Below are 17,906 nucleotides of genomic sequence, written 5' to 3' on the forward strand. Positions count from 1 at the left end.
TTTTTGTTTAAAATATAAATTCACATTATATTTTATGTGCGAGTGTTTTTTATTACACCTGTAAGGTTTTACAGGTTGGCCTGTTTTTATTAAGAATTAAGAAATTGGATATCTTTCATAAATTATTTTTATTCAGTTCAATATTGTGAAGGCGGGCAATTAAATTAAACCTCCAACTCAATTTTTGCCCTTATTTCGTTAATATTTAATAGTGTTTCGCAAGGTTTCTTAGCATGCCAACCATATGGTCTGTTCGTATTCTTATTTTGTGAGTCTCTTGATTGGAAGTCTTGTATTGACAATCTAATGTACTATTTATTTGCTTTTCTTAAGAGCAATAAATGATTCAGGTAACCCCCCTCACAGCCTTTATTTATAAGGATAAAGCTACTAAAGAAATCTGCTTTAATTTGTACTTGAATAGCTTAAAACTATGTATAGCACCTTGACTGATATATAACTCTATAAATTAATAAATTTCATCTTCTGAGAATCGATAAAACGCGAACACTAAATTTTAAAATAATAATATCAATTAAAATATTTTACTTATAAAGCTCATTATTCGTTATTTTATCATTAAGTAAAAAATATTATGAAATTAAATTATTATATAAAATCAATTTTTAAAATAAAACTTCTATAAATAAGATTATCTATATAAATTCGACTTTAATTAAAATTTTCTTAAATTAAAAATTCTCAATTAAATTCACTTTAAATAAATATCTAATAATTTATTTTATCAAAATTAATTATTATATTTCTATATATCTAACTTTATAAAATTCCTAACATCACAGCTCTAATCGCTGCTGAAATTTTATTATTCACATTTAACTTCTGCATCGAATTTCCGAGATGAAAATTTACTGTTCTTTCAGTTACGCCGAGAATCTGAGCAATCTCTGCTGACGTTTTCCCTTCCGCAGTCCAACGTAGAACCTCTTTTTCCCGATTCGTTAAATAAAGATTAAACTGAGCAAATTCTGTTTCATTCACAATTTTAGCAATACTGGAATGTACTGTCTGAGATAACCAAAACATATTGGTATATTGAGCTTTCTGCTCTTTTTCTGATAATTGGTCAGTGGATCTTGCTAGTGTTAGCATTCCCCTTGTACCAATAAAGTCACGGCTTGACTGTGCCCAACCGACGTTTAAACCATAAGAACGCGCCTCCTCCCAAAAATCTTTTTGAGATTGTGTATTTGCAGATTGGCTCGACCAGACAAGAGGTTGAAGTGATAGCATACAATGCTGTACGGTTGGATCTACCCTGACATATTGCTGTTTAACATAACGCTTCTGCCATGCTTCGGGATAATTATTCAACATAATTGTTTTTGGTTCAGCAATAGATAATGGCGACTGCATACCATAAGCACAATAATCAAATCCAAGCTTTGAAGCTGTAGATTTGACTACTTCAAATAGCTGATATTCATTTTTTACCATCAGAGATGCTGATAGTAGATCTTCTTGCCAATTTTCCATTTACTCTCATTAAACCTCATGCATAAATCATTTTTATTTAGTTGCATATAGTGAATTCATAATCCAATTAACAACATTTTTGAGCCTGAGAGGGTGGTAAATTTTCCGGATAAACTGGTTTCAGAAAGCTTTTTAAGGTTGTTATATTGCATATGCGAATTATGCTTGAAAGCCTCAAATTTACAGGATGCATTTTATTCCAAAAATGAGTATTTTTTATTTTTAAAAGGAGCCTATTATTTCTTCTTATTTGTATATTTCTATTAATTTAACTAAAGAATAACATCTACTAGTGATACTAGAAGTATAAATTTTTATTTATTATTTAATGAAACACATAATAATGAGAATGATTTCTAAAATATTATTTTAATAATAGGATAGATATTATCTACAATACATATGAAAAACTTAATCTGTTGATAATCTTGAAATAAGCAACTCTTATATTGAAGCTATAGATGGGGCAATTTCTGCGTAAGTAAAACTTCCTGTCTGAAGTACTTTCTAAAGAACAGCTTAACGTTGTGTACCACCAAATTATGGCTAACCTGTAAAACTTAACAGTATTTTGTTGGCAATAATTTATGTTATTTATCTATAGAACTGTAATTCAAGTCACTTGAATAGGTAGCATGGTCACAATCCCTCCTGATTTTTCAATCTCAACAGATGGTTTTATTCGAATGAATGAAATCCAGCTTATGAATTACCCCCTCCAACACCTCATATCTATTGTTGAAACTACACAAATTGAAGACTCTCGAATTCTATATTGTGGGTTTACTGAATGGGCAACCTTACGGAGCCCAGCTTTAAGTACCGGATGGGACTGGGAATTTATTGAGAACAATGGAATTGCTAGCTTAAAACGAATTGGGCTACCTCGAAGCAATATCATGATTGTTGATTTATCTGGTACAGATATTGGATTTGATGTTACTGAAACATTAATCGAAAAAAAAATAGATTCTTTGTTTTGGGAACAGTTCATTTATGCTCAAATCAATACAACGCAAACAAAGACTAAATTAAGTCCAAATTTCTCTTAGAAACCTGTAAATTCTTACAGTTACCACCTTTTCAGCTGTCGAGTAAAGTCGCCTGAAAAATAAGTGGAAGCACTTGTAATGAATGTTATTGCTGGATTCCAAAACAATTTTTCAGAAGTCCTATATACCAAATTTAAAAGTTACCGCTACAAGGTATTTGTTGAACATTTGGGTTGGGAGTTGAACTGTCCAAATAATGAAGAACTAGATCAATTTGATAAAATCGATACAGCTTACGTCGTCGCTCAAGATAGAGAATCCAATATTATTGGCTGTGCCAGACTACTACCCACGACTCAGCCCTATTTACTGGGTGAAATATTTCCTCAATTAATGAATGGAATACCTATTCCTTGCTCACCAGAAATTTGGGAATTATCAAGATTTTCAGCCGTAGATTTCTCAAATCCGCCGACCTCTGCTAATCAAGCAGTGTCATCCCCAGTCTCTATTGCAATTCTACAAGAAGCGATCAACTTTGCAAGAAAACAAGGTGCAAAACAACTCATTACGACCTCACCTCTTGGGGTAGAGCGGTTATTACGTGCCGCGGGTTTTCGCGCCCATCGTGCCGGACCGCCAATGGTTATCGGTGGATATGCCATGTTTGCATGCTTGATTGAAGTTTAGTTTGCTAAATCAAAGTCTAAGATATTGGTGACATAGCAAAGATGAAGGTCTTAAGCCCGAATCTCGTTTCACTCGCTCAATTTTAAAAGCCCTAGTCAAAAGATTAGGGCTTTTCTTTATTTGAAGATTCAAACTGAATATTAAGACTGCTCAGTAATTTTGGTTTTCAAATTTAATTCTGATTTCTTATGGTAAGCCTCATCAGTTTTAGTCTGCCAATCACGTGGCATAAATGAAGTCGATATGATCGCAACGATAGCCATAGATCCAATATAAATCATAATTAAATAAGGATTACCCTGCCCGATACTTAAAAGTTTCGTCGCAATTAACGGTGCTAAACCACCCCCAAGTACCCCAGCCAACTGTACGGAAATTGAGATTCCGCTATATCGAATTTCTGCCGGAAATTGACGGGCAAAAAGCTGAGCTTGTGGTGCGTACATAATGGGAAAGACCACGCCAATTGCTAAAACAATTGCTGTCCAGACTAATACTGGGTCTTTTGTGTTGAGCATAGTGAAAAATGGATAGCAGTAAAGTGCCAATATGCATAAACCAAACATGAACATATTGCGTTGACCTACTTTATCTGACAAATGTCCACATAACGGTGTCATAAATAGGATGACTATTGCACCGCAAATAGTAGCAAACAAAATATCTTGGCGTGCGATCCCAAGTTGTGCAGTGGTATAAGCCAATGTAAAAGTTGAAGCAATATAAAACCATGCATTCTCGGCAGCACGCGCTAAAATAATGGTGATGAGTTGCTTTGGATGGTTTTTAAAAACTTGTAAGGCAGGAACTTTGACTTCTTCGGACTGCTGTTTTACTTTTTCAAAATCGGGTGATTCAGGTACTTTCACCCGAATGTACCAACCTACTGCGAGTAAAATAATGCTGGCAAGAAATGGTAAACGCCACCCCCAGCTAAACAGTGCTTGTTCAGGTAATAACGACACCAGCCCTAATGCAATTGAGGCTAGCATTAAACCGCCACCTGTACTGGCTTGAGGCAGACTTCCCCAGAACCCTTTACCACCTTCGGGTGCGTGTTCAACGGCCATAAGCACAGCACCACCCCATTCCCCACCCATTGCCATCCCTTGAATGAATCGTAAGACAACCAAACAAATTGCAGCCCAGTAACCAATTGATTCGTAAGTCGGTAATAAGCCAATCAGTACGGTTGGGATCCCCATGAGCATCAAGGTCAGTAGCAACATCGATTTACGGCCAATCTTGTCACCAAAATGACCAAAGACTAAGCCCCCTAGTGGTCGCCCAATAAACCCAACGGCATAGGTGGCAAATGCAGCAAGCACACCCGTAAGGGCATCCAGATTTGGGAAAAATAATTTATTAAAAATCAGTGCCGCCGCCGCACCGTAAATAAAAAAGTCATACCACTCAATGGTGGTGCCGACCATACTTGAGATGCCTGCTAATCTATGTGACGACTTTTTAGTATTTGAACCGTTTCCATGTACTGTTTGCATCGTAATATCCTTTTTAGATTTTCTTGTTTTATCTTTTTTATGCTTATGACCAGCCCTGACCATAAGCATTTTCAGGTCTCGCTTTATCTCCTTAAGCTTTTTATGTTTTTGTAATGCGGTTTAGCTCAATTTTTCTAAAATTGGCTCAAATTTCGAATTACGTTCTTGCCACTGCGGTTGTTTGTCTTTATCGACAATGAGAGCACGCACACCTTCAATAAAGTCACCATGCTCAAACCAGATATCCTGTAAATCACGTTCAAGCTGCATACACTGCGGTAAAGAAAGCCCACGGCCTAAATGTTGCAGTTTCAAACTGGTTTGTTTGGCTATAAATGAGCGCTGCTGCAAAATACTAAGCATCTTACTTGCCCAAGCTTTTAAGCTTTCATCTTGTTCATTTTCAAGACTTTGCTCGATTTCATCTAAATGCTGATATCCGAAGTGTTTACGAATGCCTTCTGTCAACTGTTTGAGCTCACTTTCGGCAGGGCGAGTAATAAATCGGGTAATGATGTGTTCAATTCCCTCTTTGCTTAAACTTGGCGCTTCAACGAGAGCATCTTGCAAAGCTTGTAACTGCTCGCTTGGCACATGGTAGTCAATTAAATCGAGGTAAAGCGCATCGCTACTGCTGATCTGCTCACCCGTAATGGCCATATAAACACCGATATCATCAAGGCGAGACAGGAAGTGTGTTGCACCAACGTCTGGGAAGAAACCAATCGCTGTTTCAGGCATGGCAAATCTGGACTTTTCACTGCTCACCACAATGTGACAAGCCTGAGCCAAGCCAAAACCGCCACCTAATACATAGCCATCAAGTACAACAATGACTGGCTTTGTATATTCACGCAGTACATTCAGCATTTTATATTCGGCACTAAAGTAGCCTTTGTAGTCGGCCGTGCCATTTTTATAACTGTCGTAGAGATAGCGGATATCACCACCTGCACAAAAAGCTTTTGGGCTATTTGATTTGATTAAGACTGCCTGAACAGCAGCATCATTTCGCCACAGTTCCAATTGGGCACCAATACTTTTGATCATATCTAGCGACAATGCATTGAGATGAGTCACACGGTCTAAGGTAATCACGCCAAGCTTACCTTGTCGCTCAATCATTAAGTGATTTTCTGTATTCATTTTATTGATCTCTTATTGATTTTTAAAATTTGGCTTTCGTTTTTCAACGAATGCCTGCATTCCTTCTTTTTGGTCAAATGTTGCAAATATTGAATGGAACATACGTCTTTCAAAACGCAAGCCTTCAGTAAGGTTTACTTCAAAAGCTCGGTTGATGGTTTCTTTGAGCATCATGTTTGCTGTTAAAGATCGTGCCGCAATTTTTTCAGCTGCTTGCAAGGTTTGTTCAAGTAATTCTTCTTTGCTAAACACACGTGCGACTAAACCACTTTGCTCTGCTTCTACAGCGCCCATTTGACGAGCGGTAAAACACATTTCCATTGCTTTGGCTTTACCAATGGCATGGGTTAAGCGTTGTGTGCCACCAATACCCGGAATTACCCCTAAGGTCACTTCAGGCAAGCCAAACTTGGCGTTGTCAGCACAATAAATAAAATCACACATCAGCGCCAATTCACAGCCACCACCTAATGCATAGCCACTCACCGCAGCAATTAGAGGTTTACGGCGCTGTGCGATACGGTCTGCAAGATGAAAAAAGTCATCAAAATAAATATCTGGAAATGCCAAATCAGCCATTTCTTTAATGTCTGCACCTGCGGCAAAAGCTTTTTCAGAACCTGCCAATACGATGCAACCAATTTCGCGGTCTTTTTCGAGCTGATCTAATGCCTGATTAATTTCACTAATTAATTCGCTGTTTAGAGCATTGAGCGCTTGAGGGCGATTTAATGTAATCAGTCCAACCCCATTACGCTTTTCTAATAAAATACTTTGCCACTGCATTATTTATTCCTTGTTCTGATTTTATAGACTACGTGCAATCACTAAACGTTGGATATCACTTGTGCCTTCGTAAATTTGACAAATACGCGCATCACGATAAATGCGTTCAATTGGGAAATCTCTGAGATAGCCATAACCTCCAAACACTTGTAGCGCACTCGAGCACACACGCTCAGTCATTTCTGAAGCAAATAACTTAGCCATTGAAGCTTCATTTAGACATGGTTGACCTGCTTCTTTTAAACGCGCAGCGTAGTGAACCAGTTGTCTTGCTGCTTCAATTTCAGTTGCCATGCTAGCAAGACGAAACGCGATGGTTTGATGCTCAAAAATTGGTTTTCCAAAAGTAATACGCTCTTTGGCATAGCGAGTCGCTTCTTCGAGCGCCGCACGTGCTAAACCGACTGCTTGTGCAGCAATCCCAATACGACCACCTTCCAAATTGGCAAGTGCGATTTTTAAACCTTCGCCTTCTTTGCCTAGCATGAGGCTTTTATGAATACGCACATCGGTCAGAGCAATCTGACACGTATCTGAAGCATGCAGACCGAGTTTTTCTTCAACACGAATTACTTCATAACCCGGCGTTTCACGTGGGACTAAAAATGCACTAATGCCCTTTTTACCCGCGCTCGGATCAGTCACTGCAAACACAATAATGACACCTGCATTATCACCCGAGGTAATAAACTGCTTGGCACCATTTAAAATGTAATCATCGCCATCTTTCACCGCTCGGGTTTTAAGAGCTGCCGCATCTGAACCTGTATGTGGTTCGGTTAAAGCAAAAGCACCGATCATTTCACCTTGCGCCAAAGGTTTTAAAAAACGCTCTTTTTGCTCATCGGTACCAAATTTTAAAATAGGCACACAGCCAACTGAGTTATGTACGCTCATGATGGTCGAAGTCGCGCCATCTGCTGCCGCAACTTCTTCGAGGGCTAGTACATAGGCTAAGTTACCCGTGTCTGAACCGCCCCATTGCTCTGAAACAAGCATCCCCATAAAACCGAGTTGCCCCATTTGAGCCAAGGTTTCTTTCGGGAATGTCCCGTCTCGATCCCAATCGCTAGCATTAGGCTTAATTTGTTCTTGGGCGAAACTTTTCGCCATATCACGGATAAGTAATTGTTCTTCGGTAAATTGCATTGTTATTTCCTTTACCCTGCTTTAGCTTGTTGTTTAACAATTTCTTGATTACGCAATAAAAAGCGCTGAATTTTACCACTTGGAGTTTTAGGTAATTCACTCACAAATTCAACTAAACGTGGGTACGCATGTGCAGAAAGTCGTCTTTTAACAAATTGGCTGAGTTGTTCAGCAAGTGCATCTGAAGGTTGAGCATCCGTAGCTAAAATTACAAATGCCTTAACCACTTCGGTACGGTCTGGGTCAGGCACACCAATCACTGCGGCCTCAACCACTGCATCATGTTCAAGCAAAGCACTTTCTACATCGAATGGCCCAATCCGATAGCCCGATGTGGTGATTACATCATCACTGCGCCCTACAAAGCTCATGCTGCCATCAGCATGTAACTCGGCAGTGTCGCCCGTTAAGTAGTAATGACCAACAAATGGCGATTTACGGCTTTCTTTATAGCCACCAAACCACATCATTGGAGACTGGCTAATGTCGACTGCTAAAATTCCTGGTGTGTCTGGTGGAAGTTCTTCACCTTGTTCATTGACAATCGCAACACGGTAGCCCGGACTTGGGAAACCTGCTGAACCGGCATGAATTTCATGTTTTAAACCATGATGATTACACACCACCATGCCTACTTCAGTTTGCCCATAGTGATCATAAATCGGAGCATCAAGCATTTGTTTAAACCAGCGAATCACTTCTGGGTTAAGCGGCTCGCCTGCGCTGCTCACCACACGGAACTGCCCTCTTAACGGCGCCATTTGTGCTGGATCAGCTGCCATCATCATGCGGTAAGCAGTCGGAGCACCTGCCAAGTTGTTGATTTTATAATCTTTCACAATTTGGCATAGGCTATCCGTGCTGAAACCACCTTCATAGAACAAAGTAGCGTGGCCCAAGAATAACGGCCCAGTAATCGCGTAGTACAGACCATACGCCCAACCCGGATCGGCAATATTCCAGAATGAATCTTCTTCGGTTAAACCAATGGCATCTTGCATATATCGACCAAAGGCAATCAATGCTTTTAGTGGCACTTCCAATGGTTTAGCAGGACCTGTAGTGCCTGAAGTAAACATGAGCAAGAAAGGATCTTGGATGCTACGCATAACTAAATCACATTGATCAGACTGCTGCTTCACTTCATTCCAAAAGTTAAAATCGCCTGCTTTAAGCGGAGTACCTTGTGCGTCGGCGACAGTCACAATTGCAGGGCAATTTTCAATTTCATCAAGCTTGCTACGGTTACCTACATCAGTCACCACCAGCTTACTTTGTGCAAGCTGAATACGGTGCTCAATCGCTTTTGGGCCAAATGCAGTAAAGAGTGGTTGATAGACTGCACCAATTCGCCAAGCTGCAAAAATAGTCACAATCAGTTCAGGTGTTCTCGGTAATAGCCCTGAAATACGGTCGCCTGCTTTTACACCTTGTGATTTTAAAAAGTTAGCAAACTGACTCGACCATTCTTTTAGTTCACGGAAGGTATATTGCTCTTTTCGTCCGTCTTTTCCTTGCCAATACAGCGCAATTTTGTCGCCATCTGCATGTCGATCACAGCATTCATAACAAGCATTTAAGGCATCAAGTGAACCTGATAACATCTGTTTTGCAGTGCTTTCCAAATCGAAAGTCTGTGCAGCATTTTGATAATCCATCATATCTTTTCCCTCAGTCCGGATTTGTTGTTATTCACGACAGGGTTTAATGTGTTTAAAGCCATCCTTTGGCTTTACCGTTATGCCTCTTGTGGCAGGTATTGCTGAATAATGCTCGAAAAATCGAGATTGGCATTCCCGCGCATGCACATTTGCTGATAGAGCTGCTGTACCATGCCACCTAATACCACTGGCTGTTTGACTTGGCCCGCGGCCTCTACAGCGAGTCCTAAATCTTTTAGCATCAGCTGAGTCGCAAAGCCGTCTTGGTAGCCTCGAGATGCTGGCGCATTTTCATTAATATGCGGCCATGGGTTACATACATCCGAACTCCAGCAACGACCGCTTGAGGTGTTAATGACGCCTGCCAATGCTTGTGGATCGATGCCGAGCTTCACGCCCAGCGCCATACCTTCTGCAACAGCAGCCATTGAAATACCCAAAATCAGGTTATTACAGATTTTGGCAATTTGACCTGCTCCAACATCACCACAATGAACAATATTTTTGCCCATGTGGCTAAGTACAGGTTTCACTTCGTTAAAGGTTTGATCATCGGCACCCACCATGAAGGTTAGAGTTCCTGCTTGGGCACCAATGGTTCCACCTGAAACTGGTGCATCACAGATTTTAATATTTTTGGTTTGCGCAACAGCGGCAATGTCTTTAATGGTTTGTGGGTCAATGGTACTGCTATCAATGCATAAGCTACCTGCTTTTAGCACTTCCAATACACCATTTTCACCCAAGTAAACTTCTTTAACATGCTTGGCTGCAGGCAGCATGCTAATGACCACATCAGCTTGTTTTACTGCTGCCTGCGGGCTGTCGCATACTACGCCACCTGCCTCGGCGAAGTGCTGAATAGCAACTTCACTGAGGTCATAACCGTAAACTTTGATTCCGGCTTTAAGTAGGTTATGGGCCATTCTGCCGCCCATATTCCCTAGACCGATAAAGGCGATATTCATCCGTGATCCCCTTAACGTAAACTAATGGTTGTATTTACACCGCCAACTTCATGGCTATCTTCAAACCAGCGACTGGTAATGGTTTTGGTTTGGGTATAAAACTGCACAGCTTGTTTGCCGTATGGTCCCAAATCACCAAGTTTTGAGCCTCTTGAACCGGTAAAACTAAAGAAAGGTACTGGCACAGGAATTGGAATGTTGATACCAACTTGACCAACATCAATTAGGTTTTGGAAAGTACGTGCAATCGCGCCACTTTGTGTGAATAGACCTACACCGTTACCAAATGGGTTGGCATTGATTAGAGCAATCGCTTCCTCAAGGGTGTCTACACAAATAATGGAAAGTACAGGGCCAAAGACTTCTTCTTTATAAATACGCATGTCGGTATTTACGCCGCTAAAAATCGTTGCACCTACAAAGTTGCCCGATTCATAGCCTTGGACTTGAACATCACGGCCATCAAGTAGCAACTCCGCCCCTTGCTCAACACCGCTATTAATTAAATCAAGCACACGCGCTTTAGCACGTTTTGAAATGACTGGACCAATATCAGTATTTGGCTCATGGCCTGCGTTTACTTTTAAAGTCTTCGCTTTTTCAACTAATTCTTGAATCCACTGTTTACTTTCACCCACCATGACTGCAACAGACAATGCCATACAGCGTTGCCCCGCTGCACCAAATGCTGCACCGACCAAGGCATTTAAGGTTTGCTCTTTATTGGCATCAGGCATAACAGCCACATGGTTTTTTGCACCCATCATTGACTGGACGCGTTTACCATGTTGTCCAGCAAGGTTATAAACATGCGTTCCAACAGCAGTTGAACCTACAAATGAAATCGCTTTAATATCTTTATGGGTACACAGACGGTCAACCACTTCTTTACCGCCATGCACAACGTTGAGCACACCTGCTGGAACCCCTGCTTGAATCGCAAGCTCAACCAGCATCATGGTTGATAACGGATCTTGTTCTGATGGTTTTAAGACAAATGTATTGCCACACACGATTGCCATTGGGAACATCCAAAGTGGAATCATGGCAGGGAAGTTAAACGGCGTAATACCCGCACAGACACCCAAAGGTTGCTGCAAGGTATACGTGTCTACACCACGCGCAACACCTTCAACATATTCACCCATTTGCAAAGTGCCGATCGAACAAGCATGTTCAACAACTTCTAAACCACGTTGAATATCACCTTCTGCATCTGCCAAGGTTTTGCCTTGTTCAGCCGTTAGTACTTGTGCAATTTCTTTCATGTTGGCACGGATCAAGTCTTGTAACTTAAGCATGATGCGCATACGTGCCTGAATTGGGGTCTGACGCCAAGAAGCAAAAGCATCTTGTGCAGCTTGAATAGCAGCGTCAACTTCTTTAACCGTTGCAAATGGTACACGACCAATCACTTCCTGAGTCGCAGGGTTAACAATGTCTTGCCATTCCTGTGTTTCAGATTCGATAAAATTTCCGTTAATGAGTAATTTAGCGGTTTCCAATTCGATTTTTTGGATTGTGTTCATAACCTCTCCGTAGGCCATATTTTTATTGTGTTCAATTATTAGAAAATACTTCTTGATCGTATTTTCTTTATTCCAGTTTCAATTGAGACTAACAAAGAAAACTTTGACCACCAACGGAAATTCATGCACGATTGTTGTGCAAATATGCACAAGGATGACAACAAAAATGAAAGTGGATTGGGATCATCTACATTTTTTTCTGGTTTTAGCTCGGACTAAAACATTGACCAACGCTGCGCGGATTATTGGTGTCGAGCACAGTACAGTGGCTAGACGGATTCAGGCACTAGAACTTGCTTTGGGTACAACGCTGTTTAAGCGTGAAGCGACTGGTTATGAGTTGACACTCGAAGGTATGGCACTTGTTCCTCGAGTTGAGCAAATGGAACAAGCTTTCTTACAAATTGAGAAACCACATCAACCTTTGCAAGGTCGTGTGCGAATTGGCACACCTGAAGGTTTTGGCACTGCATTTTTAGCCCGTTTACTGGCTGAGTTCTCTATTCAATATCCACTGCTCACCATCGATCTGATTCCAGTACCGAAAATGATTAAGCTCTCCCACCGTGAGGCAGATATTGTGGTGTCAATTGATCGTCCAACGTCTGGGCCCTACATCATTACGCGGTTATCAGACTACTGCTTAAAAATTTATGGCAGCCAAAACTATCTGGCGCAAAACCCACCCATTCGTGGTTTAGAAGATTTAACCCAACACCGTTTTGTTAACTATATTGATGATCTGGTCTATAGCCCTGAGTTGTACTGTTTAGAAAGGTTACCCTTAAAGCTTAACGCGAACTTCCGTAGCAGCAGTATTTTAGCCCAACAAATTGCGGTGAGTGCTGGTGCAGGACTTGCGATTTTGCCAAAGTTTTTAGCAGATGATAAACCAGAACTTGACGTCGTTTTAGAGCAGCAAGTTCGCTTTACTCATACCTTCTGGATGCTGACTTTTGTTGATTTACAGCATGAACCGCGCATTAAACTCGTCTGGGATTATTTGCGTAAACAAGCCGATAAATATCAGCATTTGTTGGTTGATTAAAGAGTGTAAATAAAAAAAGCCAATCACGGATGATTGGCTTTTTTGAAATTAGTAATAATTAATCAAAACTTTCTTGGCCTAGTTTTTTCATGCGCGGTTTATAAAACACATGATAGCTAACGCCTAAAACAACTAGCCACAATGGACTAACATAGAGTGCTTTTAATGTATCTGGCTCTAGTGCCAAAATCACTAAAGTGAACAAGAAAAATGCAATGACAACATACGCCATCAACACCCCGCCCGGCATTTTAAAAGTCGATTTAGCATGTAACTCTGGACTCAACTTACGGTAACGTAAATAGCACGCCATGATCAGAAGCCATACACTAATAAAGAGAATCACACAAAGTGAACTTGCCAAAGTAAATGCTTCCATGGTGTTTGGAACAAAGTACTGAAGCACTGCCCCACCCATAATGAAAATACACGAGAAGATTAAACCATTTGAAGGTACGGCACGTTTTGATAAACGCCCCAAGGCACTTGGCGCCTGACCATCTTTCGATAAACCGAACAGCATACGACTGGTTGAAAACACACCGCTGTTCATTGAAGACATCACTGAAGACAGTACGACCAAGTTCATGATGATGGCTGAAACAGGAATACCCGCATTTAAGAACAACTCAACAAACGGACTTTTATCTGCACGAATGTGATCCCAAGGAGTCACTGACATCACTACAAAAAGTGCCAACACATAGAATAGAATAATACGTACTGGAATCGCGTTAATTGCCTTCGGTAGATTTTTCTCTGGATCTTTCGTTTCAGCGGCTGTTGTACCAATCAATTCGACGCCAATAAAGGCAAACACGGCAATCTGGAAACCTGCCAAAAATCCGCTTACGCCTTTTGGAAATATACCGCCATGCGACCACACATTACTTACACTCACAACCTCACCATGCGGAGCTTGAAAATGAGTGAGGATCATGTAACCACCGACTCCAATCAGGCCAATAATGGCTAAAATCTTAATGAGTGCGAACCAGAATTCAACTTCACCAAACAACTTCACCGTAAGAAGGTTAAGCCCTAAAATGAATAGTACACAGCCTGCACTAATCATGGCTTGTTGTGTTGGTGAGAAACTGGCGCCTTCGGGCAGCCAGAAACTTAAATAGTTAATGACCGCAGATAAATCTGCAATACCGACCAGTACCCAGCCTAACCAATAGGTCCAACCTATATAATAACCAGCCCATGGGCCAATCAAATCATATGCCATATCGACAAATGACTTGTAATGCAAATTAGCGAGTAGTAATTCACCTAATGCACGCATTAAGAAAAAAAACATGCCACCAATTAACATGTAAATCACGAGAATTGAAGGACCAGCGAGGGAGATGGTTTTGCCCGAGCCCATAAATAGACCGGTTCCAATTGCACCGCCAATTGCAATCATTTGTAGATGGCGATTATTTAATTTCCGTTGTAAATGATCAGGGGAGCCTGCCTCATCTGGATGATGAACCATTGTCATATTAGAAGTCCTTTTTATATTTTGCTTAACTTAAAATCAGCAACCTATAGGGAGAAAAACGAACCGTATATCGTGGGTTGCTGAGTCTATACCTCAGGACAAGATGTTCAAGTATATTTTTTCCTTAATTGATAAATCGTTTGTCCTGTTTTTTTAAGTCACATTATTTATGTACTGCCTTCACGGCAATTTTAATTAACATATCTGGATTCTCCAGATTAGCCGGAGTGTAGCATGTGATAATGCTAGATGTCGCTTTTACGCCCCCCTCTAAACTGCTCTATTGAGTTAAAAATAAACAACATTATTCCGATAAAAAATCGAAAGAAAATAAAAAAAGCCAATCATGTTTGATTGGCTTTTAATAAAACTTAATGATCGTTGACGAGTTCGCGTCCTAGTTTTTTCATACGTGGTTTATAGAGCACATGATAGGTAACGCCTAAGATAACTAACCATACAGGACTAACATAGAGTGCTTTCAATGTATCTGGCTCAAGTGCCAAAATCACTAAAGTGAAAAGCATAAATGCCAAAACGATATAACTCATCCAAATGCCACCCGGCATTTTAAAAGTAGATTTTTCATGTAATTCAGGACGTAATTTACGATAGCGTAAATAGCACACCATGATGAGACTCCAGACACTAATGAATAGAATCACACAAAGTGAACTTGCCAAAGTAAATGCTTCCATCGTGTTTGGAACAAAGTACTGAAGCACTGCCCCGCCCATAATGAAAATACATGAGAAAATCAAACCATTTGAAGGTACTGCACGTTTTGACAAACGTCCAAACGCACCTGGTGCCTGACCGTCTTTTGATAAACCGAACAGCATACGGCTGGTTGAAAATACACCGCTATTCATTGAAGACATCACCGAAGACAGTACCACCAAGTTCATGATGATAGCTGAAACAGGAATACCAGCATTTAAGAACAACTCAACAAACGGACTTTTGTCTGCACGAATGTGATCCCACGGGGTTACTGACATCACAATAAAGAGTGCTAGTACATAGAACAAAATAATACGTACCGGAATCGCGTTAATTGCTTTCGGTAAATTCTTCTCGGGATCTTTGGTTTCAGCAGCTGTTGTACCAACCAGTTCAACCCCGACAAAAGCAAACACGGCAATCTGGAATCCTGCCAAGAAGCCTTCTGTACCTTTCGGGAATAAACCGCCATGTGACCAAACATTGCTAATGCTTGCAACAGCGCCTTGCGGAGCTTGGAAATGACTGAAAATCATATAGCCACCCACTCCGATCAGGCCAATAATGGCTAAAATCTTAATGAGTGCAAACCAAAATTCAATTTCACCAAATAGGCGTACAGTCAGTAGGTTAAGGCCCATGACAAACATCACACAACCTGCACTAATCATGGCTTGTTGCGTTGGTGAAAAGCTCGTGCCATCGGGGAGCCAGAAGCTCAAATAGTTAATGACCGCTGAAAGGTCCGCAATACCCACCAGCACCCAACCTAACCAATAGGTCCAGCCCAAATAATAACCGGCCCAAGGACCAATCAAGTCATGAGCCATATCAACAAAAGATTTGTAATGCAGATTTGCAAGGAGCAACTCGCCCATTGCACGCATTAAGAAAAAGAACATTCCTCCAATAATCATATAGATTAAAAGAATTGAAGGACCTGCGAGGGAGATGGTTTTGCCCGAACCCATAAATAGGCCAGTTCCAATTGCACCGCCAATTGCAATCAGTTGTAAATGACGGTTAGACAGTTTTCGTTGCAGATGATCAGGAGAATTTTCCGTATCTGAATGACGAGCCGTTGTCATATTAAAATTCCTTTTTGAATTCCTTTGTTAAGATCAGCAACCTATGGCGAAAATCGAACCGTATACCATAAGTCACTGAATCTGTTCACCAAAAATGACTGGTTAAACCGTATCTATCTTCCTTCTGTTAGATACATCATCATTTTCGGAGTAAAAACGAATTACTTTTGTGCTGCCGTCACGGCAATTTCAATTAACCAATCTGGATTGACCAAATCGGCCTGAATTGTGGCACGCGATGGAGCAACACACCCTTTTAACCAGTCAACCCAAATTGCATTTACGGTTGAAAAGTCAGAAAGATTTTTCAAATAGAGCTGTGCAGAGAGCAAGCGAGATTTGTCGGTATTGGCTAATGCCAAAAGTTCATCAATCGTTGCAAGAATTTCACGAGTTTGGCCTGCCACGTCTTGCTCGGTATTTTTAGGTACCTGACCTGACAGATAAACCACTTTGTTAAAAACAGTCACGGCGCTCATGACTTCGTTAGTGTTAATCTTTTGTATATCTGAATTAGACATTCGGATTTCCTTATACCTGATTAATAAATTGAACACGGGCGGTGACAGCACACATCAGTTCATAGCCCACCGTACCGGATGAAACTGCGACATCATCAATAGGTAAAACGACGCCTGTACTTGATTGGCCCCAAAGCACGACTTCACTGCCGACTTTGGCACTCTCAATGCCTGTTAAATCGACTGCTAACATATCCATGCTGACGCGGCCAATTGTACGAGTAAGGACCGATTCCACTAAAACCGGAGTACCTGTTGGTGAAATACGCTGATAACCATCGGCATAGCCACAAGCGACAATCCCAATCGTTATGGGCTGCTCTGCGACAAAGTTTGAGCCATAACCTACGCTTTCTTTCGGCTCTAAATGCTGAACGGAAATAATTTCACTGCGTAGGCTCATGGTCGGTTGTAAGCCCCAGTCCGCAATACTATGCGTCGGGTAGTCTGGCGAGCTGCCATAGAGCATGATGCCGCTACGTGCATAATCTGATTTGAGCTGGTCTTGATAACGCAGAATTGCCGCGCTATTACTTACCGACCTTTCACCCGGTAAATCTTTAATAATTTCTTCAAATGCAGTGATTTGATAATCAATGCCTTGCTGGCCGAAACGATCGCCATCTGCATCTGAAAAATGCATCATGTGCGTAATCTTGGACACATTTGCCAAGCTATTTAAACGTTTCCATGCCTGAACATAGTGCTGTGGTTTAAAACCAAGGCGGTTCATACCACTGTTCATTTTTAGACAAACATCAAATTGAGCTGGATAAGGATGCTTTTCTACCCACTCGATTTGCGCTTCACTATGAATGGTGAAACTAAGTTGATACTGCACACAATCAAATAAATCTTGAGGAGAGAAAATCCCTTCGAGCAACAAAATTGGACCTGTCCAACCTAGAGCACGAATGCGTTTTGCTTCATCAAGATCAAGTAAGGCAAAGCCATCTGCTGCTTTAAATGCTTCATAAACACGTTCAATTCCGTGTCCATAAGCATTGGCTTTTACAACGGCAAAGACCTTACTGTTTGGCATAGCCTTGCGTACCACCGCCAAGTTATTTTGTAAGGCTTGACGGTGGATGACTGCGGTAATAGGACGAGGCAT

Annotated in this window: 15 protein-coding genes; 3 read left to right on the forward strand and 12 right to left on the reverse strand. The window is 41.0% G+C overall.

The annotated features are described in order from the left end of the window. Positions 1–780: 780 nt before the first annotated feature. Positions 781–1,497, reverse strand: coding sequence for a LuxR family transcriptional regulator AbaR (abaR, locus tag ODQ17_RS16260; RefSeq protein WP_049838229.1), 717 nt, complete (start codon positions 1,495–1,497; stop codon positions 781–783). Between the two features lie 635 nt (positions 1,498–2,132). On the opposite strand from abaR, the gene ODQ17_RS16265 reads away from it, so the two are divergent. After that, positions 2,133–2,549, forward strand: coding sequence for a DUF4902 domain-containing protein (locus tag ODQ17_RS16265; RefSeq protein ID WP_005309101.1), 417 nt, complete (start codon positions 2,133–2,135; stop codon positions 2,547–2,549). Between the two features lie 63 nt (positions 2,550–2,612). Further along, positions 2,613–3,179: an acyl-homoserine-lactone synthase AbaI gene (abaI, locus tag ODQ17_RS16270; RefSeq protein WP_322904982.1), complete on the forward strand. Its 567-nt coding sequence runs from the start codon at positions 2,613–2,615 to the stop codon at positions 3,177–3,179. A gap of 140 nt (positions 3,180–3,319) precedes the next feature. Here the strand turns inward: abaI and ODQ17_RS16275 are convergent, their stop codons facing one another. The 7 genes from ODQ17_RS16275 to ODQ17_RS16305 form a co-directional block, all read right to left on the reverse strand. Beyond that, a complete protein-coding gene (locus tag ODQ17_RS16275; protein ID WP_151828301.1) occupies positions 3,320–4,681 on the reverse strand; it encodes an MFS transporter in 1,362 nt (453 codons plus the stop codon). Positions 4,682–4,801: 120 nt separating this feature from the next. Next, positions 4,802–5,827 (reverse strand): enoyl-CoA hydratase/isomerase family protein, encoded by a 1,026-nt coding sequence (locus ODQ17_RS16280; protein WP_322904983.1) that lies wholly within the window; start codon positions 5,825–5,827, stop codon positions 4,802–4,804. 12 nt (positions 5,828–5,839) lie between these two features. Beyond that, a complete protein-coding gene (locus ODQ17_RS16285) occupies positions 5,840–6,613 on the reverse strand; it encodes an enoyl-CoA hydratase (RefSeq protein ID WP_005309095.1) in 774 nt (257 codons plus the stop codon). A 21-nt stretch (positions 6,614–6,634) separates the two neighbouring features. Beyond that, the gene (locus ODQ17_RS16290) at positions 6,635–7,762 is read right to left on the reverse strand and encodes an acyl-CoA dehydrogenase family protein (RefSeq protein ID WP_032055721.1); all 1,128 of its coding nucleotides are present in this window, start codon (positions 7,760–7,762) and stop codon (positions 6,635–6,637) included. Positions 7,763–7,773: 11 nt separating this feature from the next. Then, a complete protein-coding gene (locus ODQ17_RS16295; RefSeq protein WP_322904984.1) occupies positions 7,774–9,423 on the reverse strand; it encodes an AMP-binding protein in 1,650 nt (549 codons plus the stop codon). 77 nt (positions 9,424–9,500) lie between these two features. Further along, entirely contained in the window at positions 9,501–10,391 is an 891-nt protein-coding gene (gene mmsB, locus ODQ17_RS16300; protein WP_322904985.1) for a 3-hydroxyisobutyrate dehydrogenase, read from the reverse strand. A gap of 11 nt (positions 10,392–10,402) precedes the next feature. Next, entirely contained in the window at positions 10,403–11,920 is a 1,518-nt protein-coding gene (locus tag ODQ17_RS16305; RefSeq protein ID WP_005309086.1) for a CoA-acylating methylmalonate-semialdehyde dehydrogenase, read from the reverse strand. 166 nt (positions 11,921–12,086) lie between these two features. On the opposite strand from ODQ17_RS16305, the gene ODQ17_RS16310 reads away from it, so the two are divergent. After that, a complete protein-coding gene (locus ODQ17_RS16310) occupies positions 12,087–12,968 on the forward strand; it encodes a LysR family transcriptional regulator (RefSeq protein ID WP_004640467.1) in 882 nt (293 codons plus the stop codon). A gap of 58 nt (positions 12,969–13,026) precedes the next feature. Here ODQ17_RS16310 and ODQ17_RS16315 read toward each other — a convergent pair whose 3' ends face one another. From ODQ17_RS16315 to alr, 4 genes are all read right to left on the reverse strand, one after another. After that, on the reverse strand, positions 13,027–14,454 hold the full coding sequence (locus tag ODQ17_RS16315) for an amino acid permease (protein WP_081399393.1): 1,428 nt from the start codon (positions 14,452–14,454) through the stop codon (positions 13,027–13,029). Between the two features lie 377 nt (positions 14,455–14,831). Then, positions 14,832–16,271 carry an amino acid permease gene (locus tag ODQ17_RS16320; protein WP_107882168.1) on the reverse strand — a complete coding sequence of 480 codons (1,440 nt, stop codon included), beginning with the start codon at positions 16,269–16,271 and terminating at the stop codon, positions 14,832–14,834. Positions 16,272–16,432: 161 nt separating this feature from the next. After that, entirely contained in the window at positions 16,433–16,792 is a 360-nt protein-coding gene (locus tag ODQ17_RS16325; protein WP_000071347.1) for a RidA family protein, read from the reverse strand. A 10-nt stretch (positions 16,793–16,802) separates the two neighbouring features. Next, a complete protein-coding gene (gene alr / locus ODQ17_RS16330) occupies positions 16,803–17,906 on the reverse strand; it encodes an alanine racemase (RefSeq protein ID WP_322904986.1) in 1,104 nt (367 codons plus the stop codon).

The organism is Acinetobacter sp. IRS14, assembly GCF_034650275.1.
Classification (GTDB): domain Bacteria; phylum Pseudomonadota; class Gammaproteobacteria; order Pseudomonadales; family Moraxellaceae; genus Acinetobacter; species Acinetobacter oleivorans.

What these genes read in the sequence shown, in the direction of transcription:
- ODQ17_RS16265 (WP_005309101.1), top strand. Translation starts at nt 2,133, where the DNA reads ATGGTCACAATCCCTCCTGATTTTTCAATCTCAACAGATGGTTTTATT.
- ODQ17_RS16285 (WP_005309095.1), bottom strand. Translation starts at nt 6,613, where the DNA reads ATGCAGTGGCAAAGTATTTTATTAGAAAAGCGTAATGGGGTTGGACTG.
- alr (WP_322904986.1), bottom strand. Translation starts at nt 17,906, where the DNA reads ATGCCTCGTCCTATTACCGCAGTCATCCACCGTCAAGCCTTACAAAAT.
- ODQ17_RS16315 (WP_081399393.1), bottom strand. Translation starts at nt 14,454, where the DNA reads ATGGTTCATCATCCAGATGAGGCAGGCTCCCCTGATCATTTACAACGG.
- abaR (WP_049838229.1), bottom strand. Translation starts at nt 1,497, where the DNA reads ATGGAAAATTGGCAAGAAGATCTACTATCAGCATCTCTGATGGTAAAA.
- ODQ17_RS16275 (WP_151828301.1), bottom strand. Translation starts at nt 4,681, where the DNA reads ATGCAAACAGTACATGGAAACGGTTCAAATACTAAAAAGTCGTCACAT.
- ODQ17_RS16325 (WP_000071347.1), bottom strand. Translation starts at nt 16,792, where the DNA reads ATGTCTAATTCAGATATACAAAAGATTAACACTAACGAAGTCATGAGC.
- mmsB (WP_322904985.1), bottom strand. Translation starts at nt 10,391, where the DNA reads ATGAATATCGCCTTTATCGGTCTAGGGAATATGGGCGGCAGAATGGCC.
- ODQ17_RS16280 (WP_322904983.1), bottom strand. Translation starts at nt 5,827, where the DNA reads ATGAATACAGAAAATCACTTAATGATTGAGCGACAAGGTAAGCTTGGC.
- ODQ17_RS16290 (WP_032055721.1), bottom strand. Translation starts at nt 7,762, where the DNA reads ATGCAATTTACCGAAGAACAATTACTTATCCGTGATATGGCGAAAAGT.
- ODQ17_RS16305 (WP_005309086.1), bottom strand. Translation starts at nt 11,920, where the DNA reads ATGAACACAATCCAAAAAATCGAATTGGAAACCGCTAAATTACTCATT.
- ODQ17_RS16295 (WP_322904984.1), bottom strand. Translation starts at nt 9,423, where the DNA reads ATGATGGATTATCAAAATGCTGCACAGACTTTCGATTTGGAAAGCACT.
- ODQ17_RS16320 (WP_107882168.1), bottom strand. Translation starts at nt 16,271, where the DNA reads ATGACAACGGCTCGTCATTCAGATACGGAAAATTCTCCTGATCATCTG.
- ODQ17_RS16310 (WP_004640467.1), top strand. Translation starts at nt 12,087, where the DNA reads ATGAAAGTGGATTGGGATCATCTACATTTTTTTCTGGTTTTAGCTCGG.